A 24,144-nucleotide genomic window follows, 5' to 3' on the forward strand; every position below is an offset into this window, starting at 1 on the left:
GCGGTCACTCCCACCTGATCCGGGGGTCGAGCCAGGCGTACACGAGGTCGGTGAGCAGTTGGACGACGACGAACACGGCGACCAGGAGGAGCAGCAGGTCCTGGACGACGGGGTAGTCGCGGCGCTGGAGGCCCTGTTCGGCGAGCTGGCCGAGGCCCGGCCAGGCGAAGATCGCCTCGACCAGGACGGCTCCGCCGAGCAGGTGTCCGGTCTGCATGCCGAGCAGGGTGACGACGGGCGGGAGGGCGTTGGGCAGGGCGTGCCGCCACAGCAGTCGGCGCGGGGCGACTCCGGCGGCCGTGGCGGTGCGGATGTAGTCCTCGGCCAGCGCGCGTTCGATCCCGTCCTTGAGGTAGCGGCCGAGGACGGCGGCGCTGGGCAGGGCGAGGCAGAGCGCGGGCAGCAGCAGGTACTGCGCGGCGAGGTCGGGGGCGTCGAGGAAGGCCACCCGGCCGCCCGGCGGCAGGACGCCGAGGACCACGGCGAACAGCACCACGAGGAGCACCCCGCTGACGAACGGCGGCACGGCGAGCGCGGCGGTCGTGGTGACCCGGATCGCACTGCGGACCCAGCGGCTGCGCGAGACGGCCCCGAGGATGCCGAAGGCCGTACCGAGCACGATGACGAACAGCAGGGCGGCCACGGTCAGTTCGGCGGTCGCACCGAGTCCGTCGCCGATCAGGTCGGAGACCTCGCCGCCGATCGCGTACGAGGGTCCGAGGTCGCCGGTGAGCAGCGAGCCGATCCACCGGGCGTACTGGGAGACCAGGGGCGCGTCGAGGCCGAGCCGGTCGCGGATCGCGGCGACGGTGGCCGGGGAGGCGTCGGGCCCGGCGAGGGAGGTCGCGGGGTCGCCGGGGACGAGCCGCAGGATGGCGAAGATGAGGAAGGAGGCGGCGAACAGGACGAGGAGGGCGGAGGGCAGCCGCCTCAGCAGATAGCTGCGCATGTCACACCAGGTAGGCGTCGTCGAGGTTGAGATAGGAGAACTTGTTCTGGGCGACGCCGTGCAGCCGGCCGGCGCTGACCTCGACCTGGCCGCGGACGACGAGGTCGATGATGAACGCCTCCTCCAGGAGGATGCCGGAGATCTTCTCGTGCAGGGCGTTGGCCTCGGCCACGCTCGACTCCGGCTTCGTCCAGGCCTCCCGGACGACCTTCGTGTACGCCGGGGAGCGGTACTTGGAGGTGTTCTTGGCCTCGTTGAACGGATAGGCGCTCACCGCGAGCGTGGAGGGCTGGACCTGGGCGAAGCCGTGGCCCATGGACCACAGGGCGGGCATCTGCTGCGAGATCAGCTTCTTCTGCGCGGTGGCCCCGTCGGTCGGCTCCAGGGTGACGTGGACGCCGATCTGCTTGAGGTCGTACTGGATGGATTCGGCGATGGCGGTCTCACCGGGCAACGCGATGTGCAGCAGCGGCAGTTCGAGCTTGCGATGCCCGGCCGACCTCAGCAGCTCGCGGGCCTTGGCGGGGTTGTGGGTGTAGTGGGTGCGGTGTGCCTCGCTGAAGGCGGGCGAGGACTTGGGCCACGGGGCGGCCGAGGCGATTCCGTAGCCGCCGAGGGTCTGGGCGAGGAGCCGCTCACGGTCGACGGCCCAGGCGAGGGCCTGGCGTACGGTTCGGTCGTTCAGCGGGGCGACGGTGGTGTTGACGCCGAGGTAGGCGGCGCCCGCCCCGGTGTCGTAGTCGACGATCCTCAGCCGGGAGTCGCTCTTGACGGTGCCGAGGCTCTTGCCGGGCACATGGAAGGAGAGCTGGGACTGACCGGAGCGCAGCGACGAGATCAGCGCGTCGGCCTGGGGTATGACGCGCAGTTCCACGCCGTCGAGGTAGGGGCGGTCCGGCAGCCAGTAGCGGTCGTTACGGGTCAGGGTCAGGCCGGAGCCGGGGCTCCACTTCTTCAGCCGGAACGGTCCGGTGCCGATGAGCTTCTTTCCGGTGACGGCTTCCTCGACGCTCTTCTCATCCGTGATGATCATGAATTCGAAGAGGTCGAAGAGGTTGTTCACGGGGTGGGCGAGCTTGAGGACCAGCTCGTGGTCGCCGCGCTTCTCGAAACCGGTGATCGCGGCGGCCGTGCTGCGCAACTGGGCGGCCCGGACCGGGTTCTGGAGGTTCTTCACGGCGAAGATCACGTCGTCGGCGGTGAAGGCCCGGCCGTCGTGGAAGGTCACGTCGTCGCGGAGGCTCAGCGTGATGCCGCGCCCGTCCTTCGCGTACGTCCAGGAGGTGGCGAGTTCCGGCTTCGGGGTGAGGTCGTCGTCGTAGCGGGTGAGGGTGTTGTAGATCAGCCGCTGCTGGAGCGACTGGCCGCTCTGGGCGAAGAGCAGGGCGGGGGTGAAGTCGGCGTTGATGGCGACATTGAGGATGCCGCCGCGCTCGGGCGCGGCCCCGGCCGCCTCCTTCGGGTCGGACGAGGCCTCGGAGACCGCCGAACGGCAGCCCGCCAGGCCCAGTCCGAGCAGCAGGGAGCCGCCGCCCGCGGCACGCAGGGCGGTGCGCCGGGAGGGCCCGGCGGACGGAAGCGGGGACGGGGGCGGGGTGGGGTACAGCTCGGTCATCGGAAGCCTGCCTGTGAGTAATTAATTCCGCTGCGGGAGCAATTCAGTGCCGACGGACGCAGGGGGTACGGAGGTGGCGCGGAGCAGCACGGGGATCGGCACGGGGTGCGGACCGCCGACGATGCACCGGCGGATCGCCGGCGGTCGTCGACGGACGTACGGGAAGCTCGCGGATCTCAGCGAACGTCAGGGCGCGAGGTCACGGGTGCGCGGGGCCCCGGAGGCGCGGGTGGTGCGGGGATCCGGTGTCAGACGCGGACGGCACAGACCGCGCTGGCCTGCCGACAGAGGTCGACGTGCCTGCGGGAGACGAGGCGCATGTCCGGGTTCACGGGAGCAATATGACAGTGGCTTCGGCGGGAGGTCAACCGGGTCTGTCCGGATCCTGGTACGAAGTCCCCTCCTGCTCCGTTACGCACGCCTACCGTTCGAAGGCCGTCAACGGGCTCCTGAACAGCGGGTTCAGCAGAATCGTGCCGCCCGCGACGGGCAGGACGGTCATCCCGGCATGCGGACCGACGATCCGTTCGGGGTCACCGCAGACATGGGACAGGTCGACCGCGGCGCCCCGGATCTCCTCCAGGTACTCCGGGTTGAGCAGGCTGGAGTGCTCGGTGACCACGACCAGGTCGGGGTTGAGGACGTCGAGCAGCAGTGCGGTGGCCCGGCCCACCGCGCGGGCCCGCTCGCGCAGCAGCCGGTCGGCCCGCCGGTCACCGGCCGCCGCCGCGTCCACCAGCAGGAACACATCGGCTTCGGGCACGATCCCGCGCCGCACAGCGGTCCGGCCGACCGCCACGTTGGAGGCCGTCGCCTCCAGGCAGCCGGTGCGCCCGCAGGGGCAGGCGACCGTGGAGTCCGGTACGGGCAGATGGGCGACGTCCCCGGCTCCGGAGCCCGGCCCCTGGTGGACCACCCCGGCGATGCCGAGGGCCGCGTCGACCACGTTGCCGATGAAGAGATGGACCAGGCTGCGGCGGGCGGCGGGGTGCCCGAAAAGGATCTCGGACTGGGCGATGGCGCGGGCGTGGTTGTCGATGCGGACGTCGATTCCGCCCAAGCCGCGGGAGAGTTCGGCGGCGAGCGGCCGCTGGTGCCAGCCCAGCGCGTCGTGCCGTACCGCCGTGCCGAGCGCGGGATCGACCCAGCCGCCGAGCGCCGCGCCGACCCCCAGCAGCCGGCGGCCCCGGACCGCCTCGTCGAGGAAGGTCCGCAGCCCGGCGAGGACCCGGCCGGACAGCTCGCCCGGGCCGATGCCCTCGTGCGGGAAGGTGCGGCGGGCGAGCAGCCGGCCCCGCAGGTCCAGCAGGCCGAACGTCGATCCGGGCACCCCGATGTGGACGCCGCCCGCCACCGGCCCCTCGTCCTCACCGGTGTTCAGATCGACCGGGATCTGCGGTCTGCCGACGCCGCTGCTCTCCACCAGCTCGGGCAGTTCACGGACCAGGCCGAGGCGGACGAGATCGGTGCACTGACGCGAGACGGCGGCGGGGCTGAGACCGGAGAGGGCGGCGATCGACCGCCGGGCGACGGGCCCGTGGTCGAGCACCGCGCGCAGGACGGTCGCGGCGTTGGCCTCGCGGCGGCCGTCGCCGGCGGTCCGGAAGAGCTGGGGGGCGGCGGTCATGGGGGCCTTCCTTCGGTCCTGCGCCACGGGGGCGCTCGCAACGTTACGGCGGCGTGAAATCGCGCGGGAGCCCGTACCCGGTCGGGGGACGGGGTGCGGCACCGGTCCGGAATCATGGAGACAACCGCAGGTCAGAGGCGTTCCGGCGGTATGTGCTCGGACGGGTCCCGGGCCGTGCGCAAGCGCCGATTCAACCACCGCCGGAAGCGGCCCGGGAGGCGGGCCGGTGCTTGACGGGCGGCGCGGGGCGCTGGAATTCTCCGGGGCATGTTCGCGACGGCCGTTTCCGACGCGCGGCCCGCCCACGCCGGCCGCACCGCAGCAGTGGCTGCGTGTCCGCGCCGCTGTACCGCCGGCTGATCCGCCGCACCGCTTCACCACTTCTGAGGCACACCGCGCCACGCCACGCCTCTCACCTCACTGCACCCCGCTCCACCGCTCCCCCGCTCCTGCCTCGCCCTGGCCCAATTAATTCCGCTCCAAGATTAATCAATGGATGGTCTTGGTACCCGAAAGGAACCCGCCATGTCCTCGGCAACCACCGCGCCCGCCTCCACCGCGTCCACCCTCACCGTCCGGAAAGTCGGCGGCCGGCTCGGGGCCGTGATCTCCGGAGTGCGGCTCGGCGGCGACCTCGACGCCGCGACCGTCGCGGAGATCCGCTCCGCGCTGCTGGCCAACAAGGTCGTCTTCTTCCGTGGCCAGGACCACCTGGACGAGGACAGCCACGAGGCGTTCGGCCGGCTGCTCGGCGCTCCGGTCGCGCACCCCACCGTCCCGTCCGCCGACGGCCGTTACTCCCTCGGCATCGACTCCGACCACGGCGGCCGGGCCAACCAGTGGCACACCGACGTCACCTTCGTGCCCGCCTACCCGGCCTTCTCCATCCTGCGCGCCGTCGTCGTCCCGCCCTACGGCGGCAACACCCTGTGGGCCAACACCGCCACCGCCTACGACGGGCTTCCGGAGCCGCTGCGCGTCCTCGCCGACTCGCTGCGGGCCGTGCACTCCAACGACTACGACTACGCGGCGCTGCGCCCGCAGGCCGTGCCGGAGGCGCTGAAGCAGTACAAGGAGGTGTTCACCTCGACGAAGTTCCTCACCGAGCACCCGGTGGTGCGGGTCCACCCGGAGACCGGCGAACGCGTCCTGCTGCTGGGCAACTTCGTCCAGCGGATCGCCGGGCTGACCGGCCAGGACTCCCGTACGCTCCTGAATCTCTTCCAGTCCCACATCGAGCGGCCCGAGAACACCGTGCGCTGGCAGTGGCAGGCCGGCGACGTCGCGATCTGGGACAACCGCGCCACCCAGCACTACGGCGTCGACGACTCCGACGCCCACGAGCGCAAGCTCCGCCGCGTCACCGTCGACGGGGACGTGCCCGTCGGCGTCGACGGCCGCTCCTCCACGCTGATCTCGCCCGAGGAGGTCCCCGACCCGGCGTTCGGCATCGCGTCCGGAGCGTCCACGGCGGCCTGACCACGAGCTGACCACGGTCGTCACGCCTCCCCTGCCATGCGCACCCGGCCTCCCGGGCGGTAGCGTCCTGAACAGGACAGTCCGGATCAGGACGACCGCCCGGGAAGCGGGCAGAGCACCAGGGGAAAGCGGGCCGGGTACGTGGAGAGCCACAGCGGAATCACCGTGCAGCGGGCGCTGGAGCTGCCGGGGCTGCGCGCCGGGCTCCCGGAGGTGGTGGCCGGCGCCGACCGGCTGAACCGTACGGTGCGCTGGGTGCACGCGGGCGAGGTCCCGAACATCGCATCGCTCCTCAAGGGCGGCGAGCTGCTCCTGACCACCGGCCTGGGCCTGGGCGCCCGCCCCGCCGAACAGCGCGCCTTCGTCCGCCGCCTCGCCGACCGGGGCATCGCCGCCCTGGTGGTGGAGCTGGGCCCGCGCTTCGGCCGGCTGCCCGCCTCCATCGTGGACGCCGCCCGCGCGGCCGGGCTTCCGCTGGTCCAGCTGCACCGCGAGGTGCCGTTCGTCGCGGTGACCGAGGAGGTGCACACCGAGATCGTCAACGGGCACTACGCGCTGCTCCAGCAGGCGGAGGAGGTGCACCGGCGCGCCACCCGGGCGCTGCTGGACGGGGGCGGGGTGCCGCAGGTTCTCGGGATCCTCGCGGACTTCACCGCCAACCCGGTCTTCCTGGAGACGCCCGACGGCCAGCTCCTGTACGCGGCGTCCACCGGGACCGGCCCGGTGGGCGCGGACCCGCTCCAGGTCTGGGAGGGCATGCGCGGCGACCGGGCGGCGCGGGAGAGCCCGCCGACCGGTGCGGTGCTGGTGGATGTGCCCGGCGGCGGGCCCGAGACCGGTTCGGTACGGGCGCGGCTGGTGCTGCTCGCGGTGTCCGGGCCGCTGGCGACCGTGCACCAGATGGCGGCGGAGCGCGCGGCGGGGCTCCTCGCGGTCGTCCTGATGCAGGCCCGGCAGGAGGAGGAGCTGGCCGCCCGGGGCCGGGGCGACTTCCTCACCGACCTCGCGGAGGGCCGGATCGCCCCGGAGGACGCCCCGGCCCAGGCCCGGGTGCTCGGTTTCCGGCCCGGCGACACCCCGCTCCTCCCGGTGGTGATGCGGCTGGCCCCCGAGCTGTCGCCGTCGGGCAACTGGGCGCTGCTGGCCCGTGCGGTCCTGGAGGAGCTGGCCTCGGTCGGGGTGCCGGTGCTGCTCGGCGTACGGCCCGTGGAGGGGCGGGTTCCGCTGCTGCTGGGGCTGCGTTCGGAGGGCGAGCGCACGGCGGTCGCGGACCGGGTGGCGGCGGCGCTGCGGGCGGGCGTGGAGCGGGCCGGTCTCGACCGGGCCGGTTCGCAGCCGCCGGTGGTCGTGGTCGGCGTACCGGGCGGCTGGGCCGCGGCGGGCGCGGGGCTGCGGCACGCGTCGGAGACGGCGACGGCCGCGCAGGGCCTGGACGACCGGCCCTGGTACGACGCCCGGCGGCTCGACATCGACCTGCTGCTGTGGCGGCTGCGGGACCATCCGGACCTGGCGGCGTTCGTGAACCGGGCGATCGGCCCGCTGCGCGAGCACGACCGCACCTCGCGCCCGCCGTTGCTCCCGACGCTCCAGGCGTATCTGGCGCACGCGGGCCGCAAGGCGGAGACCGCCCGCGAGCTGCACCTCAACCGCCAGACGCTCTACAACCGCCTCGCCCGGATCGGCGAGCTGCTGGGCACGGACCTGGACGACCCGCAGACGGTGCTGGCGCTGAGCCTGGCGCTGCGGGCCCGCCGCCACACGACCTGACGGCCGGCCGGGGCACGCAACGGCTCAGCGCGCCCGCCCCGTCGCCAGTGGCTGCGCCAACTCGTCGTAGACGCTGAGCACATGGGCGATCGTGTCGTCCTCGGTTGGCCAGCCCGCCGCCTGCACCCGTCCGGCCTCGGCGAGCCGGGCGCGCGCCGCCGGGTCGCCGAGCAGCCGCACGACCGTACGGGCGAGGGCCTCGGCATTGCCGTACGGCACCAACTCGGCCGCGCTGCCGACCAGTTCGGGCACACCGCCGACCGCGGTGGCGACCAGCGGCACCCCGGCCCGCAGTGCCTCCTGCGCCAGCAGGGAGCGGCCCTCCCAGCGGCTCGGCAGCAGGGCCAGATCGGCGGCGGCCAGCAACTCCCCCACACCGTCCCGGCGTCCGATGAGGGTGACCGGCAACTCCTCGTCCCTGATCCGCCGTTGCAGGGCGCCCCGGTCGCGCCCCTCCCCCGCGATGACGAGCAGCGGCACGGGGTCCAGACGCCGCAGGACGCGGGCCGCGTCCAGCAGGGTGTCGAAGCCGTGATGCGGTACGAGACTGCCGACGGCCATCAGCAACGGCCGGTCCACCGCGCCCAGTTCCGCCCGCACCTTGCCTTCGTCGCCGGCGGCGGAGGCGTCGGCCGGGCGCGGCGGCGGGACGGCGACCGGGGCGAACCGGGCATCGCGCGCACCGCGCTCGCGCGCCCGGTCCACCAGGTCGGAGGAGGGCGCGAGGACCACGGACGCCGCCCGTGCGGCGCGCCGTTCCAGCAGATGCAGGATCTGGCGGCGGGCGCCTTCCGCGTACCGCCGCGTGTGCCAGGTCATCACCAGGGGCACGGTGCGCCCGCTGAGCGCGAGGGCGGTGCGGGCGGCGGCGTGGAGCCCGTGGGCGTGGACGACGTCCGCGCCCGTGCAGGCCGCCCGCAGCGCGGCGACGGCGGCCGGGTCGCTGCGCCGGGGCACCGGAAGGAAGCGGGCGCCGGTCGCCGTGAAGTCGTAGGCGCGGTCCACGGCGGACGGGGCGCAGACGGTCACCTGCACTCCTCGCGCCACCAGCCCGGCGGCCAGCGAACCGACGTGCGCGCTGCTGCCCGCACTTCCGCCGCCCAGGACTTGGACCGTACGCAGCTGTGACACGTTGATTGGCTCCCCGGGGCTCCGGAGTCGGCGGTAAGGACAGCGCCAAGGATGCCAGTCCGTACGCACGTTCCGGGACCGCCGTAACGTTGCTGCCCCACACGCGGCGACAACCGACCGCACCGCACCACCCTCACGGGTGAACCAAAAGGCGCAAAGTTGCCGCCAGGCGGTCGTCCGCCGACCTCACCCGACCCGCTTCCCGCGCCCCCGCCGCCACGCCGGATCGGGTCGGCGCGGCGCGGCGGCGCAGGAGGCCCTGCCATCCCGGCGGCCACACCGAGCCGCCGGCTCACGGCCTCACCCGTCCGCGCGGGCCGTGGCCAGCAGCTCCTCCGCGTGCGCTCGGGCCGTCTCGGAGTCCTCCTGGCCCGCCAGCATCCGGGACAGCTCCCGGACCCGGTCCTCGCCCTCCAGGACGGTGACCCCGCTGCGGGTCACCGAGCCGTCCACGGTCTTCTCGACCAGCAACTGCCGGTCGGCGAAGGCCGCCACCTGCGGCAGATGGGTCACGACGACCACCTGCGCGGACTTGGCGAGCTTGGCGAGCCGGCGGCCGACCTCGACGGCCGCCTTGCCGCCGACGCCCGCGTCGACCTCGTCGAAGAGATACGTCGGTACGGGGTCGGAGCCCGCGAAGACGACCTCGACCGCGAGCATCACCCGGGACAGCTCACCGCCCGACGCGCCCTTGGCGATCGGCCGGGGCTGGGCGCCCGGGTGCGGGGCGAGCAGCAGTTCCACCTCGTCCGCGCCCGAGGGGCCGTAGACGACGCTCCGCCCGCCGATGTCGATGCCGGACGCCTCGTCCGCCGCCTCGGTCTGCCGGATGGCGAAGGAGACCCGGGCGTGCGGCATGGCGAGCGAGGCCAGCTCCTCGGTCACCGCCTCCGCGAACCGGGCGGCCGCCTCCGTACGCGCGTCGGTCAACGCCTGCCCGAGCACGGACAGTTCGGCGCGCAACGCGTCACGCTCGACGGTCAGCTCGCCGATCCGCTCGTCGTCGCCCTCCAGCTCGGTGAGCCGGCCCGCGCCCTCCTGGGCCCAGGCCAGCACGGCCGCGATGTCCTCGCCGTACTTACGGGTCAGGGCGGTCAGCGCGGCCCGGCGCTCCTCCACGGCGGCCAGCCGCAGCGGATCGGCCTCCAGCTGATCGGCGTACCCGGCCAGCTCGCCGGACACATCGGCGATCAGGATGGAGATCTCCCCGATCCGGTCCGCCAGCGCGGCCAGCGCCGGGTCATGGGCCCGGACCCCGTCCAGGGCCTGCCCGGCGGCGGCGACCACGGTGGTGGCGTCGACGCTCTCCGGATCCTCCGGGTTCCCCGCCAGCGCGGTGTGCGCGAGGGAGGCGGCGGAGGCGAGGGACTCGGCGTGCCCGAGCCGCTCCGCCTCGGCGGCCAGCTCGACGTCCTCGCCCGGCAACGGCTCCACGGCCGCGACCTCGTTCAGGCCGAACCGCAGCAGATCCGCCTCCTGGGCCCGCTCCCGGGCCCGGGTGGTCAGCTCCTCCAGCTCCGTGGCGACGGCGCGCAGCCGCCGGTAGGCCGCCGCGTATTTGGCGTGCGGAACCTCCACCCCGTCCCCGGCGTACCGGTCCAGGGCGCCCCGCTGCCGCGCGGGCTTGAGCAGCCCCTGCTGGTCGGTCTGGCCGTGCACGGCGACGAGTTCGTCCGCCAGCTCGGTCAGGACCCCCACCGGCACGGATCTGCCGCCGAGATGGGCCCGTGAGCGCCCTTCGGCCGAAACGGTACGGCTGATGAGCAGCGCACCGTCGTCGAGTTCCGCCCCGGCCTCCTCGGCCCGCAGCGCCGCCGGGTCGCCCTCGGACACCGTGATCCGGCCCTCGACGACCGCGGCCTTGGCCCCGACCCGTACGAGAGCGGGATCCGCACGTCCGCCGAGCAGCAGCCCGAGGCTCGTGACGACCATGGTCTTGCCCGCGCCGGTCTCACCCGTGACCGCGGTGAAACCGGGTGACAGCTCCACCACCGCGTCGTCGATGACTCCGAGCGACCGTATCCGCATCTCCTCCAACACGGACATGACCTTACGAGGTCCCGGGCCGGACGCGCGACGGCCCCCGCTCCCGGATTCACTCTCCCGGGTAGGACGGGGGCCTCCGGCGCTCCCGGTGACCGTCAGTGGGGCGCGCCCCGCCACCCCGATACGGGCAGTGCGAACTTCGCCACCAGACGGTCGGTGAACGAGGCCTGGTGCAGCCGCGCCAGCCGTACGGGCACCGCACCGCGCCGCACCTCGACCCGGGCGCCGGCGGGCAGCTCCACGGTCCGCCGGCCGTCGCACCACAGCACCCCGTGCGGGGTGTGCGGCTGGACCTCGACCGCGAGGACGGACCTGGGCGAGGTCACCAGCGGCTTGGCGAACAGCGCGTGGGCGCTGATCGGGACCATCAGCAGCGCCTCGACCTCGGGCCAGACGACGGGCCCGCCCGCCGAGAAGGCGTACGCCGTCGAACCGGTCGGGGTCGCGCAGACGATCCCGTCACAGCCGAACCCGGTCACCGGACGGCCGTCGATCTCCAGGACGACTTCGAGCATCCGCTCGGGCGACACCTTCTGCACGGCCGCCTCGTTGAGCGCCCAGTCGGTGTGCACGACGTCGCCGTTGCTGTGCACCAGGACGTCGATCGTCATGCGTTCCTCGACCTCGTAGTCGCGGGTGACGACCCGGGAGACCACCTTGTCGAGGTCGTCGCGCTCCGCCTCGGCGAGGAAGCCGACGCGTCCGAGGTTGACGCCGAGCATCGGCACCCCGGAGGCGCGGGAGAACTCCGCGCCGCGCAGCAGGGTGCCGTCACCGCCGAGGACGATCAGCAGCTCGCAGCCGTCCACGGCGGCGGGGCTGGTGTCCGTGACGGTCTCCACGGTGTCCGGCAGCGGCAGATCGGCCGCCTCGGTCGCCAGGACCCGTACGCCGAGCCCGTTGCGCAGCAGACCCTGCACGACGAGCTCCGCGCTGCGGATCGCGGCCGGACGGCCGGTGTGCGCCAGAAGGAAGACTGTTCGTGCCGTATCGGTCGTCACATTCGTCGTCACATTCGTCGTCAACGAGGCCCCTCCGCCACTGCACGGTCGACATCCGCGGGATCCGGCTCGGGTGCGCCGGCCCGCAGCCACAGAAAGTACTCGACGTTGCCCGAGGGTCCGGGCAGCGGACTGGCCGTCACCCCGCGTACGCCGAGCCCGAGCGCCCAGGCCCGGCGCGCCACCTCCCGTACCGCTTCGGCGCGCAGCTCCGGGCTCCGCACCACTCCGCCGCTGCCGAGCCGCTCCTTGCCCACCTCGAACTGCGGCTTGACCATGAGGACCAGGTCCGCGTCGGGCGCGGCGCACCGGGCGAGGGCGGGCAGCACGAGGCCCAGCGGAATGAAGGACAGATCCCCCACCACCAGGTCGACCGCCTCCCCGTCGATGTCCTCCAAGGTCAACTCCCGTACGTTGGTACGGTCCTTGACGACGACCCGTTCATCGGACCGCAGCGACCAGGCGAGCTGCCCGTAGCCGACGTCCACGGCGACGACCTGCCGGGCCCCGGCCCGCAGCAGCACATCGGTGAACCCGCCGGTCGACGCCCCGGCGTCCAGCGCCCGCCGCCCCTCGACGGCCAGCCCGAGCGGCACGAAGGCGGCGAGCGCCCCGGCCAGCTTGTGACCGCCGCGCGAGACGTAGTCGGGGTCGTCGTCGTCCTTCGTGACGACGATCGCGGCGGCCGTCTCGACCTGGGTGGCGGGTTTGGTCGCGGTGGTCCGGCCCACGGTGACCCGCCCCGCGGCGATCAGCTGGCTCGCGTGCTCTCGCGAGCGGGCGAGCTTGCGGCGTACCAGCTCGGCGTCGAGGCGGCGACGTGCCACTCCTGCCACGTTGGGTTCAGCTCCTGTTGTCGTGACGCGTGTCGTGCGTGCGGTGCGAAGGCGTGGGTACGGGCCCGGGTACGGCCGCCGGACGTTCGTCCAGCGAGGTCAGCTCGGACCGCAGCCCACGGTGTACATCCTCGTACACCTCGACGTGCCCGTCCGCCGGGAGGTGGTCCGCATCGGCCAGCCGCTCCAGCCGGGCGTCCACCGCGGCGTGACCGGTGGGGGTGCGCACGACACCGAGGGGCGTGGGCTCGGCGGGCTCGAAGGAGGGCCCATCGGCGGCCGGCTCCACGGTCACCGGCTCATCGGGCGTGCTCGCGGGCGGTGTCCCCGCCTCCGGTGTCCAGTCGCTCATGCCGAAACGCTACATCGACAGGCCGGTGTACCGTCGAGCACGATGGCGACCATGGCGGAGTGCCGCAGCGCACTCGACGAACTCTCCGACAACCTCGCGGCGGCCGAGGGCGATGTGCGCGGCGCCGCCGCCCTCGACCGCTCGCTGAGCTGTCACATCAGGGATCTGGACATCACCTTCACCGGCCGGCTGACCGACGGCCGGATCACGGTGCGGGACACGGTCGAGGGACCGCCCCGGGAGAAGGCCGAGATCAGACTCGCGATGACGAGCGACGACCTGGTGGCACTGGTGAACGGCGACCTGAACTTCGCGAAGGCGTGGGCATCGGGCCGCGTACGCCTGGAGGCAGGCTTCAGGGACCTGCTGAAACTGAGATCACTGCTGTAGGAAATCAAGCCCGGCCACATCAAGCCCGTCCGGCGATTGAGGACAAAGCCTTTCAGGCGGCGACCTTCCGCGCCTTGCGCGCGGCCGGCACGACGAGCGGCGTCCCCGTCTCCGGATCATCGATCACCTGGCACCGCATCCCGAACACCCGCTCCACCAGCTCCGCGTCCACGACCTCCGAAGGCGGCCCCTCCGCGACGATCGCCCCGTCCCGCATCGCGATGAGATGCGTGGCGTACCGCGCGGCGTGGTTCAGGTCGTGGAGCACGGCGACCAGCGTCCGCCCCTGCGTCTCGTGCAGCTCCGCGCACAGGTCGAGGACGTCGATCTGGTGCTGGATGTCGAGGTACGTCGTCGGCTCGTCGAGCAGCAGCAACGGCGTCTGCTGGGCCAGCGCCATGGCGATCCAGACCCGCTGACGCTGACCGCCGGACAGCTCGTCGACATAGCGGTCGGCCAGCTCGGCGACGCCCGTGGACTCCATGGACTCGTCGACCACCCGCTCGTCCTCCGGCGACCACTGCCGCAGCAGCCCCTGGTGGGGGTACCGGCCGCGGGCGACGAGGTCGGCGACGGTGATCCCGTCCGGGGCTATGGAGGACTGCGGCAGCAGCCCCAGCGTCCGGGCGACCTTCTTCGCCGGCAGCTGGTGGATGGTCTGCCCGTCCAGCAGCACCTGCCCGTGGCTCGGCTTCAGCATCCGGGCGAGCGCCCGCAGCAGGGTCGACTTGCCGCAGGCGTTGGGACCGACGATCACGGTGAAGGAGTTGTCGGGAATCTCCACCGAGAGATTCTCGGTGATGACCCGCTGGTCGTAGCCGAGGGTCACCGATTCTGCGGTGAGGCGCTGCATGGTCGTACTCCCGGAGTCGGTGAGGTGGAGCGGCACGGCGCGGGGCACGGGCAGACCACCGAGCAGCACCAGGTTAGGTTAACCTATCTTCCTCTTGACGCCACGGGTCCCGGTTCGCCGCCCCACGCTTCCAGGACCCTCAACACCCTCGCGGGCAAAGGGCGTCGGGCGGCGCCGGGACCGTCTCAGAGCCCGAGCCCGGCGAGGGCCTTCCCCGCCTTCAGCTCGCACACACCCGCGCCGGCGAAGCTCCAGGCGGCCGCGCAGAGCGCCCGCAGCCCGTCGAGCGCGTCGCCCTCGCCCTCGCCCTCGCCCTCCAGGGTCAGCGCGTCCGCACGCACGGCGGCCGTCCAGCCCCCGCACCGGTACGCCTCACCGGCCGGCACCACCTCGGGCTGCCCGGTCAGCAGCCCCCGCAGATCCCGGTCCACATAGGTCGGCCGGTGCTGCGGCGGAGCGGCGAGGAGCTGGGCCGCGTCGGTCACCCCGGTCAGCACCAGCAGCGAGTCCACGCCGCCGTTGAACGCGCCCTCGATGTCCGTGTCCAGCCGGTCGCCGACGACGATCGGCCGCTTCGCCCCGGTCCGCAGCACGGTCTCGCGGTGCATCGGCGGCAACGGCTTCCCGGCGACCTGCGGCTCGGCGCCGGTGGCGATCCGTACGACCTCGACGGCGGCCCCGTTGCCGGGCGCGATGCCCCGGGCGCCGGGAATGGTCAGGTCGGTGTTGGACGCGAACCACGGCAGCCCGCGCCGGATCGCGTAGCTCGCCTCGGCGAACCGCCCCCAGGTCATGTCCGGCCCGCCGTACCCCTGGACCACGGCGGCCGGGTCGTCGTCCGCCGACTCCACGGGCACCAGCCCGCGCTCGCGCAGCGCGACCCGCAGCCCCTCGCCGCCGATCGCCAGCACCCGTGCCCCGGGCGGCAGTTGATCGGCCACCAGCCGGGCGACGGCCTGGGCGGAGGTGATCACGTCGGAGGGTTCCGCGGGCACCCCGAGCTCCGTCAGGTGCTCGGCCACCGCGTCCGGCGTCCGCAGCGCGTTGTTGGTGACATAGGCGAGGTGCATGCCCCCGGCCCGTGCCTCGGCCAGCGATTCCACGGCGTGGGCGATGGCCTCGCCGCCCGCGTACACGACCCCGTCGAGGTCGAGGAGAGCCGTGTCGTACGCCTCGCTCAGGGCCGTACCGCTTCCCGCCGGCCGGACCCTGTCCTGCTGGTGGCTCATATGACTCGCTCCTCTTTGCTCTGCATCTGCCCCGATCATCGCGTATGCCCCCTGCACACATACGATGCCCTGATGAACACTTCAGGTCCCGTCGACCAGGGGCTGCGGCTGATCCCGTTCCGCGGACTGCGTTACGTCCCCGAGCGGGTCGGCAGCCTTGCCGCCGTGACCTCGCCCCCGTACGACGTGGTCGTCCGGCCCGACGGGCTGCACCACCTGGAGTCCGCGGATCCGCACAACATCGTGCGCCTCATCCTCCCTCAGGCCGACACCGCGCGGGACCGGCACCGGCAGGCGGCCGCCACCCTGGAGCGCTGGCAGGCCGAGGGGATCATCGCCCCGGACCCGGAACCGGTGCTGTACGTCTACGAGCAGCGCAACGACGAGATCCTCCAGCGGGGCCTGATCGGCGCCCTGGCCCTCTCCCCCGCCGCCGAAGGCATCGTGCTGCCCCACGAGGACGTGATGGACGACGTCGTCGCGGACCGCGCGGAGCTGATGCGTACGACGGAGGCCCATCTGGAACCGCTGCTGCTGACCTACCGCGGCGACGAGGGTGCGCCGACGGGGGCGGCAGCGGTGATCGAGCGCACGGTTCTGCGGGAGCCGCTGCTCGCCACCACGACGGAGGACGGCTTCCGGCACCGGCTCTGGGCCGTGACGGACCCGGCCGAACGCAGCGAGATCGAGACAGACCTCGCCCGGCACCAGGCGCTCATCGCGGACGGCCACCACCGCTGGGCCACCTATCTCCGGCTCCAGCGGGAACGGACCGCCCCCGGGCCGTGGGACTACGGCCTCGTCCTCCTCGTCGACACGGCCCGCCACCCGCTCCAGGTCCGCGCCATCCACCGGCTCCTGCGCGGCCTGCCGGTCGCCCGGGCCCTGGAGGCGCTGACCGGCCTCTTCCGCGTCCGGCCGGTCGAAGGGCCACTCGCCAAGGCCCTCGAAGCGCTGGCGGAGGCCGCGGCCGGGGGCAACGCGTTCCTCCTCGCCGGCGACGGCGGCTTCCACCTGGTGGACCGCCCCGACCCGGCCCTGCTGGCCCGCACCGTCCGGGCGGACCGCCCCGACGCCTGGCGCACCCTGGACGCGACGGTCCTGCACTCCGCGCTGCTCGACGAGGTGTGGAAGATCCCCGACGCGCCCGAGCACATCGGCTACATCCACGACACCGCGGCCGCCGTCGAACAGGCGGAACGCCTCGACGCCACGGCGGTCCTGATGCATCCCGTACACGAAGAGGTCGTCCGGGACCTGGCCCGGCAGGGCGTCACCATGCCCCGCAAGTCGACGTCGTTCGGCCCGAAGCCGGCCACGGGCCTGGTCATGCGGAGCCTCACCCTCGACTGAGCCGTCGGGCGGAAGCCCCGGACACGAAAAAGAAAAGAGGGGCGGCACTCCGGTTGGAGTGCCGCCCCTCTTCGTCAGCAGCTAGGCCTTGGCGGAACCGTCCGCCGGACCGTCCCGGTCGACGTCGTCCTCGTCGTCACGCACATCGGACCGGTCCTCGGCACGGGGCGCGACCTCGTCGGCCGCGTCCGTGTCGTCGTCACCGAGGACGTCGACGAACTCGACGCCGTCGAGCTCGGCGAGCCGGTCCGACGCGTCGGTGGAACCGTCCTTGTCGGCCTCCAGCGCCTTCCCGAACCACTCCCGCGCCTCGTCCTCGCGGCCCGCCTCCAGCAGGGCGTCCGCGTACGCGTAGCGAAGACGCGGCGTCCACGGCTGTACGGAGTTGGAGGCCAGCTCGGAGCTCTGGAGCGTCACGATGGCGGCGTCGATCTGACCCATGTCACGACGTGCCCCGGCGGCCACCAGCCGCATCTCGACCTGCCCGGCCTTGTCCAGCTTCTGCACCTCGGGGTCTCCGGCCATGGCCATCGCCCGCTCGGGCCGCCCGAGCCCGCGCTCGCAGTCCGCCATGACGGGCCACAGGTCCACGGACCCGGTCATCCGCCGGGCCGCCCGGAACTCGGCGAGCGCCTCGGCGTACTTCTGCGTCGCGTACGCCGCGAACCCGGCCGCCTCACGCACGGCGGCGACACGGGACGCGAGCCGAAGGGCGATCCGGGAGTACGCGTACGCCTCCTCGGGGTCCTCGTCGATCAGCCGGGCCACCATGACGAGGTTGCGCGCGACATCCTCGGCAAGGGTCTTCGGCAGGCTCATGAGCTCCTGGCGCACGTCCTTGTCGATCTCGTCGCCCGTGACGTCGTCCGGGATCGGCAGCCGCTTGATCGGCTCACGGTCGCGGTCCCGGTCCCGGTCGTCACGACGGAACCCACCACGGTCCCGGTCGTCACGCTGACCGCCGCGGTATCCACCCCGGTTGTCGTCACGACGGAAACCACCGCCGGAGCCACCACCACGGTTGTCATCGCGACGGAAGCCACCACCGGAGGGCCGGTCGTCGTCGCGACGCGGGCCACGGGGCCGGTCGTCGCGCCGCTCGAAGCCACCGCTGGGACGGCCGCCGCGGTCGTCACGCTGCTGACCACCCCGGTACCCACCACGGTCGTCATCACGACGCGGCCCACGATCACGATCCCGGTCATCACGACGGAACCCACCACCGGAACCACCGCCCCGGTTGTCATCACGACGGAAACCACCACCGGAGCCACCGCCCCGGTTGTCATCACGACGGAACCCGCCACCGGTCGGCCGGTCGTCGTCGCGACGCGGACCGCGCGGCCGGTCGTCGCGCCGCTCGAAGCCACCACTGGGACGGCCGCCGCGGTCGTCACGCTGCTGACCACCCCGGTACCCACCACGGTCGTCATCACGACGCGGCCCACGATCACGATCCCGATCACGGTCATCACGACGGAACCCACCACCGGACGGCCGGTCGTCGTCACGACGCGGACCGCGCGGCCGGTCGTCACGCCGCTCGAAGCCACCGCCGCGGTTGTCGTCACGACGGAAGCCACCGCCACCGCGGTTGTCATCGCGCCGGAAGCCACCACCGGAGGGCCGGCTGTCGTCACGACGGAACCCGCCACCGGAGGGCCGGTCGTCATCGCGACGCGGGCCACGGGGCCGGTCGTCGCGCCGCTCGAAGCCACCACTGGGACGGCCACCGCGGTCGTCACGCTGCTGACCACCCCGGTACCCACCACGGTCGTCATCACGACGCGGCCCACGATCACGATCCCGATCACGGTCATCACGACGGAACCCACCACCGGAGCCACCGCCCCGGTTGTCATCACGACGGAACCCACCGCCGGAGCCACCACCACGGTTGTCATCACGACGGAAACCACCACCGGTCGGCCGGCTGTCGTCACGGCGGAAACCGCCGCCGGTGCCACCGCCGGAAGGCCTGTTGTCGTCGCGACGGAAGCCGCCACGGTCGTTGTCGCGTCGAGGTGCGCCGGAACCGGACCGGTCGTCACGACCACCGCGGTAACCGCCCCTGTCACCGCCGTCCCGGCGACGCGGCTCGCGCTCCGGACGATCGTCGGGAGAGTTGGTGGACATGGGTGTGACTCCTGTCTTCGGGTACCACAGACATTCTCGCGCAGCCGACCATCCGACGCGCTTCGGGAAAAACAAAAGGACCCCTGGTCCCAGCATGAACGCTGGGACCAGGGGTCCTTGAAAGATTGTTCGGCGGCGTCCTACTCTCCCACAGGGTCCCCCCTGCAGTACCATCGGCGCTGAAAGGCTTAGCTTCCGGGTTCGGAATGTAACCGGGCGTTTCCCTAACGCAATGACCACCGAAACCCTATCGGGTTCTAGCGAACAAGCACACTCTTCAATTAAGTAGTGAAACTGTTCAACCGGTGCGATAACTGTTCGCAACCCGGGAACAACACAGTGGACGCGAGCAACTGAGGACAAGCCCTCGGCCTATTAGTACCAGTCAGCTCCACCCGTTACCGGGCTTCCACATCTGGCCTATCAACCCAGTCGTCTACTGGGAGCCTTAACCCCTCAAAGGAGGTGGGAATACTCATCTCGAAGCAGGCTTCCCGCTTAGATGCTTTCAGCGGTTATCCTTTCCGAACGTAGCCAACCAGCCATGCCCTTGGCAGGACAACTGGCACACCAGAGGTTCGTCCGTCCCGGTCCTCTCGTACTAGGGACAGCCCTTCTCAATATTCCTACGCGCACAGCGGATAGGGACCGAACTGTCTCACGACGTTCTAAACCCAGCTCGCGTACCGCTTTAATGGGCGAACAGCCCAACCCTTGGGACCGACTCCAGCCCCAGGATGCGACGAGCCGACATCGAGGTGCCAAACCATCCCGTCGATATGGACTCTTGGGGAAGATCAGCCTGTTATCCCCGGGGTACCTTTTATCCGTTGAGCGACAGCGCTTCCACAAGCCACTGCCGGATCACTAGTCCCGACTTTCGTCCCTGCTCGACCCGTCGGTCTCACAGTCAAGCTCCCTTGTGCACTTACACTCAACACCTGATTACCAACCAGGCTGAGGGAACCTTTGGGCGCCTCCGTTACTCTTTAGGAGGCAACCGCCCCAGTTAAACTACCCATCAGACACTGTCCCTGATCCGGATCACGGACCCAGGTTAGACATCCAGCACGACCAGAGTGGTATTTCAACGACGACTCCACAACCACTGGCGTGGCCGCTTCAAAGTCTCCCACCTATCCTACACAAGCCGAACCGAACACCAATATCAAACTATAGTAAAGGTCCCGGGGTCTTTCCGTCCTGCTGCGCGAAACGAGCATCTTTACTCGTAGTGCAATTTCACCGGGCCTATGGTTGAGACAGTCGAGAAGTCGTTACGCCATTCGTGCAGGTCGGAACTTACCCGACAAGGAATTTCGCTACCTTAGGATGGTTATAGTTACCACCGCCGTTTACTGGCGCTTAAGTTCTCAGCTTCGCCAACCCGAAAGTCAGCTAACCGGTCCCCTTAACGTTCCAGCACCGGGCAGGCGTCAGTCCGTATACATCGCCTTACGGCTTCGCACGGACCTGTGTTTTTAGTAAACAGTCGCTTCTCGCTGGTCTCTGCGGCCACCCCCAGCTCAAGCAGCAAGTGCTATCACCAGTGATGGCCCCCCTTCTCCCGAAGTTACGGGGGCATTTTGCCGAGTTCCTTAACCATAGTTCACCCGAACGCCTCGGTATTCTCTACCTGACCACCTGAGTCGGTTTAGGGTACGGGCCGCCATGAAACTCGCTAGAGGCTTTTCTCGACAGCATAGGATCATCCACTTCACCACAATCGGCTCGGCATCAGGTCTCAGACTATATGCACGACGGATTTACCTACCGTGCGTCCTACACCCTTACCCCGGGACAACCACCGCCCGGGCTGGACTACCTTCCTGCGTCACCCCATCGCTTACCTACTACAAGTCTGGTTCATCGGCTCCACCACTACCCTCAACTCCGAAGAGATCGGGCCGGCTTCACGGACTTAGCATCGCCTGATTCAGTACTGGGCGTTTCAAAGCGGGTACCGGAATATCAACCGGTTGTCCATCGACTACGCCTGTCGGCCTCGCCTTAGGTCCCGACTTACCCTGGGCAGATCAGCTTGACCCAGGAACCCTTAGTCAATCGGCGCACACGTTTCTCACGTGTGTATCGCTACTCATGCCTGCATTCTCACTCGTGAACCGTCCACAACTCGCTTCCGCGGCTGCTTCACCCGGCACACGACGCTCCCCTACCCATCCACACAGGCGTTGGCCCTATATGTGTGAATGACACGACTTCGGCGGTACGCTTGAGCCCCGCTACATTGTCGGCGCGGAATCACTTGACCAGTGAGCTATTACGCACTCTTTCAAGGGTGGCTGCTTCTAAGCCAACCTCCTGGTTGTCTCTGCGACTCCACATCCTTTCCCACTTAGCGTACGCTTAGGGGCCTTAGTCGATGCTCTGGGCTGTTTCCCTCTCGACCATGGAGCTTATCCCCCACAGTCTCACTGCCGCGCTCTCACTTACCGGCATTCGGAGTTTGGCTAAGGTCAGTAACCCGGTAGGGCCCATCGCCTATCCAGTGCTCTACCTCCGGCAAGAAACACACGACGCTGCACCTAAATGCATTTCGGGGAGAACCAGCTATCACGGAGTTTGATTGGCCTTTCACCCCTAACCACAGGTCATCCCCCAGGTTTTCAACCCTGGTGGGTTCGGTCCTCCACGAAGTCTTACCTCCGCTTCAACCTGCCCATGGCTAGATCACTCCGCTTCGGGTCTAGAGCGTGCAACTCAAACGCCCTATTCGGACTCGCTTTCGCTACGGCTTCCCCACACGGGTTAACCTCGCTACACACCGCTAACTCGCAGGCTCATTCTTCAAAAGGCACGCAGTCACGACTGACAGCACAAGTGCTGCCAGCGACGCTCCCACGGCTTGTAGGCACACGGTTTCAGGTACTATTTCACTCCGCTCCCGCGGTACTTTTCACCATTCCCTCACGGTACTATCCGCTATCGGTCACCAGGGAATATTTAGGCTTAGCGGGTGGTCCCGCCAGATTCACACGGGATTTCTCGGGCCCCGTGCTACTTGGGTGTCTCTCAAACGAGCCGTTAATGTTTCAGCTACGGGGGTCTTACCCTCTACGCCGGACCTTTCGCATGTCCTTCGCCTACATCAACGGTTTCTGACTCGTCTCACAGCCGGCAGACTATAAAAGAGAGATCCCACAACCCCGCATGCGCAACCCCTGCCGGGTATCACACGCATACGGTTTGGCCTCATCCAGTTTCGCTCGCCACTACTCCCGGAATCACGGTTGTTTTCTCTTCCTGAGGGTACTGAGATGTTTCACTTCCCCTCGTTCCCTCCACACTGCCTATGTGTTCAGCAGCGAGTGACAGCCCATGACGACTGCCGGGTTTCCCCATTCGGAAACCCCCGGATCAAAGCTTGGTTGACAGCTCCCCGGGGACTATCGTGGCCTCCCACGTCCTTCATCGGTTCCTGGTGCCAAGGCATCCACCGTGCGCCCTTAAAAACTTGGCCACAGATGCTCGCGTCCACTGTGCAGTTCTCAAGCAACGACCAGCCACCCATCACCCCGTCCTTACAGACGAGTTCACTGGGGCCGGCGTCGAAGGCAGCCTTTCGGCCGTACCTTCAGACACCCAACAGCGCGCCCAGTACCCGGAATTCATTCGGTTCGCTTTCCACGCTCCGAGGAGCAGTACTCACGTCCCGGCTGAACCACCAGGTACTGAATAGTCAACGTTCCACCCATGAGCTGACCACCGTCGAACATTTGCCGACGTAGTGGCTCTGGATTCCTTGCGGAATCTAGATGCTCCTTAGAAAGGAGGTGATCCAGCCGCACCTTCCGGTACGGCTACCTTGTTACGACTTCGTCCCAATCGCCAGTCCCACCTTCGACAGCTCCCTCCCACAAGGGGTTGGGCCACCGGCTTCGGGTGTTACCGACTTTCGTGACGTGACGGGCGGTGTGTACAAGGCCCGGGAACGTATTCACCGCAGCAATGCTGATCTGCGATTACTAGCAACTCCGACTTCATGGGGTCGAGTTGCAGACCCCAATCCGAACTGAGACCGGCTTTTTGAGATTCGCTCCGCCTCGCGGCATCGCAGCTCATTGTACCGGCCATTGTAGCACGTGTGCAGCCCAAGACATAAGGGGCATGATGACTTGACGTCGTCCCCACCTTCCTCCGAGTTGACCCCGGCAGTCTCCTGTGAGTCCCCATCACCCCGAAGGGCATGCTGGCAACACAGAACAAGGGTTGCGCTCGTTGCGGGACTTAACCCAACATCTCACGACACGAGCTGACGACAGCCATGCACCACCTGTATACCGACCACAAGGGGGGCACCATCTCTGATGCTTTCCGGTATATGTCAAGCCTTGGTAAGGTTCTTCGCGTTGCGTCGAATTAAGCCACATGCTCCGCTGCTTGTGCGGGCCCCCGTCAATTCCTTTGAGTTTTAGCCTTGCGGCCGTACTCCCCAGGCGGGGAACTTAATGCGTTAGCTGCGGCACCGACGACGTGGAATGTCGCCAACACCTAGTTCCCAACGTTTACGGCGTGGACTACCAGGGTATCTAATCCTGTTCGCTCCCCACGCTTTCGCTCCTCAGCGTCAGTAATGGCCCAGAGATCCGCCTTCGCCACCGGTGTTCCTCCTGATATCTGCGCATTTCACCGCTACACCAGGAATTCCGATCTCCCCTACCACACTCTAGCTAGCCCGTATCGAATGCAGACCCGGGGTTAAGCCCCGGGCTTTCACATCCGACGTGACAAGCCGCCTACGAGCTCTTTACGCCCAATAATTCCGGACAACGCTTGCGCCCTACGTATTACCGCGGCTGCTGGCACGTAGTTAGCCGGCGCTTCTTCTGCAGGTACCGTCACTTTCGCTTCTTCCCTGCTGAAAGAGGTTTACAACCCGAAGGCCGTCATCCCTCACGCGGCGTCGCTGCATCAGGCTTTCGCCCATTGTGCAATATTCCCCACTGCTGCCTCCCGTAGGAGTCTGGGCCGTGTCTCAGTCCCAGTGTGGCCGGTCGCCCTCTCAGGCCGGCTACCCGTCGTCGCCTTGGTAGGCCATTACCCCACCAACAAGCTGATAGGCCGCGGGCTCATCCTTCACCGCCGGAGCTTTTAACCCCGTCCCATGCGGGACAGAGTGTTATCCGGTATTAGACCCCGTTTCCAGGGCTTGTCCCAGAGTGAAGGGCAGATTGCCCACGTGTTACTCACCCGTTCGCCACTAATCCACCCCGAAAGGCTTCATCGTTCGACTTGCATGTGTTAAGCACGCCGCCAGCGTTCGTCCTGAGCCAGGATCAAACTCTCCGTGAATGTTTACCCGTAATCGGGTGCACACATCACGAGAGCGGAACAACCGGTCGGAATAAGACCCGTTGTT

General features: G+C 69.5%; 17 protein-coding genes and 3 rRNA genes. 4 read left to right on the plus strand and 16 right to left on the minus strand.

Translation table 11 applies throughout. From position 1 onward, the window contains the following. Positions 1–4 precede the first annotated feature (4 nt). The 4 genes from ACSMXR_RS06140 to ACSMXR_RS06155 all read right to left on the minus strand — a co-directional run bounded on the left by ACSMXR_RS06140 (position 5) and on the right by ACSMXR_RS06155 (position 4,191). On the minus strand, positions 5–949 hold the full coding sequence (locus ACSMXR_RS06140; RefSeq protein WP_218528004.1) for an ABC transporter permease: 945 nt from the start codon (positions 947–949) through the stop codon (positions 5–7). Between the two features lies 1 nt (position 950). Then, positions 951–2,564: an ABC transporter substrate-binding protein gene (locus tag ACSMXR_RS06145; protein ID WP_473171386.1), complete on the minus strand. Its 1,614-nt coding sequence runs from the start codon at positions 2,562–2,564 to the stop codon at positions 951–953. A 248-nt stretch (positions 2,565–2,812) separates the two neighbouring features. Further along, positions 2,813–2,884 carry a putative leader peptide gene (locus ACSMXR_RS06150; protein WP_326674653.1) on the minus strand — a complete coding sequence of 24 codons (72 nt, stop codon included), beginning with the start codon at positions 2,882–2,884 and terminating at the stop codon, positions 2,813–2,815. A gap of 101 nt (positions 2,885–2,985) precedes the next feature. Beyond that, entirely contained in the window at positions 2,986–4,191 is a 1,206-nt protein-coding gene (locus ACSMXR_RS06155; protein ID WP_137232066.1) for an ROK family transcriptional regulator, read from the minus strand. Between the two features lie 525 nt (positions 4,192–4,716). Between ACSMXR_RS06155 and ACSMXR_RS06160 the strand changes: the two genes are divergently transcribed. Both ACSMXR_RS06160 and ACSMXR_RS06165 read left to right on the plus strand, forming a co-directional pair. Continuing rightward, on the plus strand, positions 4,717–5,670 hold the full coding sequence (locus ACSMXR_RS06160; RefSeq protein ID WP_364888772.1) for a TauD/TfdA dioxygenase family protein: 954 nt from the start codon (positions 4,717–4,719) through the stop codon (positions 5,668–5,670). 141 nt (positions 5,671–5,811) lie between these two features. Next, the gene (locus ACSMXR_RS06165) at positions 5,812–7,437 is read left to right on the plus strand and encodes a PucR family transcriptional regulator (RefSeq protein ID WP_473171387.1); all 1,626 of its coding nucleotides are present in this window, start codon (positions 5,812–5,814) and stop codon (positions 7,435–7,437) included. A gap of 24 nt (positions 7,438–7,461) precedes the next feature. On the opposite strand, the gene ACSMXR_RS06170 is transcribed toward ACSMXR_RS06165, so the two are convergent. From ACSMXR_RS06170 to ACSMXR_RS06190, 5 genes are all read right to left on the minus strand, one after another. Then, positions 7,462–8,568 (minus strand): glycosyltransferase family 4 protein, encoded by a 1,107-nt coding sequence (locus ACSMXR_RS06170; protein ID WP_137232063.1) that lies wholly within the window; start codon positions 8,566–8,568, stop codon positions 7,462–7,464. A gap of 300 nt (positions 8,569–8,868) precedes the next feature. Beyond that, entirely contained in the window at positions 8,869–10,614 is a 1,746-nt protein-coding gene (gene recN, locus ACSMXR_RS06175) for a DNA repair protein RecN (RefSeq protein ID WP_473171388.1), read from the minus strand. Between the two features lie 95 nt (positions 10,615–10,709). Then, the gene (locus ACSMXR_RS06180; protein WP_030085850.1) at positions 10,710–11,615 is read right to left on the minus strand and encodes an NAD kinase; all 906 of its coding nucleotides are present in this window, start codon (positions 11,613–11,615) and stop codon (positions 10,710–10,712) included. 20 nt (positions 11,616–11,635) lie between these two features. Next, positions 11,636–12,451: a TlyA family RNA methyltransferase gene (locus ACSMXR_RS06185; protein ID WP_137232061.1), complete on the minus strand. Its 816-nt coding sequence runs from the start codon at positions 12,449–12,451 to the stop codon at positions 11,636–11,638. Positions 12,452–12,458: 7 nt separating this feature from the next. After that, on the minus strand, positions 12,459–12,803 hold the full coding sequence (locus ACSMXR_RS06190) for a hypothetical protein (RefSeq protein WP_137232060.1): 345 nt from the start codon (positions 12,801–12,803) through the stop codon (positions 12,459–12,461). A gap of 42 nt (positions 12,804–12,845) precedes the next feature. Here ACSMXR_RS06190 and ACSMXR_RS06195 point away from each other — a divergent pair, with 42 nt between their 5' ends. Continuing rightward, the gene (locus tag ACSMXR_RS06195; RefSeq protein ID WP_381797064.1) at positions 12,846–13,193 is read left to right on the plus strand and encodes an SCP2 sterol-binding domain-containing protein; all 348 of its coding nucleotides are present in this window, start codon (positions 12,846–12,848) and stop codon (positions 13,191–13,193) included. A 52-nt stretch (positions 13,194–13,245) separates the two neighbouring features. Here ACSMXR_RS06195 and ACSMXR_RS06200 read toward each other — a convergent pair whose 3' ends face one another. Beyond that, positions 13,246–14,046, minus strand: a complete 801-nt coding sequence (locus tag ACSMXR_RS06200) for an ABC transporter ATP-binding protein (RefSeq protein ID WP_137232329.1) — start codon at positions 14,044–14,046, stop codon at positions 13,246–13,248. Between the two features lie 185 nt (positions 14,047–14,231). After that, positions 14,232–15,275 carry an HAD-IIA family hydrolase gene (locus tag ACSMXR_RS06205; protein WP_473171389.1) on the minus strand — a complete coding sequence of 348 codons (1,044 nt, stop codon included), beginning with the start codon at positions 15,273–15,275 and terminating at the stop codon, positions 14,232–14,234. Between the two features lie 72 nt (positions 15,276–15,347). On the opposite strand from ACSMXR_RS06205, the gene ACSMXR_RS06210 reads away from it, so the two are divergent. Further along, on the plus strand, positions 15,348–16,628 hold the full coding sequence (locus ACSMXR_RS06210) for a DUF1015 domain-containing protein (protein ID WP_473171390.1): 1,281 nt from the start codon (positions 15,348–15,350) through the stop codon (positions 16,626–16,628). Positions 16,629–16,709: 81 nt separating this feature from the next. Here the strand turns inward: ACSMXR_RS06210 and ACSMXR_RS06215 are convergent, their stop codons facing one another. The 5 genes from ACSMXR_RS06215 to ACSMXR_RS06235 all read right to left on the minus strand — a co-directional run bounded on the left by ACSMXR_RS06215 (position 16,710) and on the right by ACSMXR_RS06235 (position 24,077). Next, positions 16,710–17,447 carry a tetratricopeptide repeat protein gene (locus ACSMXR_RS06215; RefSeq protein WP_376188377.1) on the minus strand — a complete coding sequence of 246 codons (738 nt, stop codon included), beginning with the start codon at positions 17,445–17,447 and terminating at the stop codon, positions 16,710–16,712. After that, entirely contained in the window at positions 17,444–18,679 is a 1,236-nt protein-coding gene (locus tag ACSMXR_RS06220) for a hypothetical protein (RefSeq protein WP_473171391.1), read from the minus strand. The genes ACSMXR_RS06215 and ACSMXR_RS06220 overlap by 4 nt, the downstream gene beginning before the upstream one ends. Before the next feature lie 212 nt (positions 18,680–18,891). Next, a 5S ribosomal RNA gene (gene rrf / locus ACSMXR_RS06225) occupies positions 18,892–19,008 on the minus strand. Between the two features lie 111 nt (positions 19,009–19,119). Beyond that, positions 19,120–22,245, minus strand: a 23S ribosomal RNA gene (locus ACSMXR_RS06230). Between the two features lie 306 nt (positions 22,246–22,551). Beyond that, a 16S ribosomal RNA gene (locus ACSMXR_RS06235) occupies positions 22,552–24,077 on the minus strand. Together the 16S, 23S and 5S rRNA genes form the textbook arrangement of a ribosomal RNA operon. Positions 24,078–24,144 lie beyond the last annotated feature (67 nt).

The sequence above is a fragment of the Streptomyces sp. DSM 106670 genome (assembly GCF_055792845.1).

Coding starts and splice junctions, on each gene's coding strand:
- ACSMXR_RS06210 (WP_473171390.1), top strand. CDS start 15,348: ATGAACACTTCAGGTCCCGTCGACCAGGGGCTGCGGCTGATCCCGTTC.
- ACSMXR_RS06195 (WP_381797064.1), top strand. CDS start 12,846: ATGGCGACCATGGCGGAGTGCCGCAGCGCACTCGACGAACTCTCCGAC.
- ACSMXR_RS06215 (WP_376188377.1), bottom strand. CDS start 17,447: ATGAGCCTGCCGAAGACCCTTGCCGAGGATGTCGCGCGCAACCTCGTC.
- ACSMXR_RS06160 (WP_364888772.1), top strand. CDS start 4,717: ATGTCCTCGGCAACCACCGCGCCCGCCTCCACCGCGTCCACCCTCACC.
- ACSMXR_RS06200 (WP_137232329.1), bottom strand. CDS start 14,046: ATGCAGCGCCTCACCGCAGAATCGGTGACCCTCGGCTACGACCAGCGG.
- ACSMXR_RS06190 (WP_137232060.1), bottom strand. CDS start 12,803: ATGAGCGACTGGACACCGGAGGCGGGGACACCGCCCGCGAGCACGCCC.
- ACSMXR_RS06145 (WP_473171386.1), bottom strand. CDS start 2,564: ATGACCGAGCTGTACCCCACCCCGCCCCCGTCCCCGCTTCCGTCCGCC.
- ACSMXR_RS06140 (WP_218528004.1), bottom strand. CDS start 949: ATGCGCAGCTATCTGCTGAGGCGGCTGCCCTCCGCCCTCCTCGTCCTG.
- recN (WP_473171388.1), bottom strand. CDS start 10,614: ATGTCCGTGTTGGAGGAGATGCGGATACGGTCGCTCGGAGTCATCGAC.
- ACSMXR_RS06155 (WP_137232066.1), bottom strand. CDS start 4,191: ATGACCGCCGCCCCCCAGCTCTTCCGGACCGCCGGCGACGGCCGCCGC.
- ACSMXR_RS06205 (WP_473171389.1), bottom strand. CDS start 15,275: ATGAGCCACCAGCAGGACAGGGTCCGGCCGGCGGGAAGCGGTACGGCC.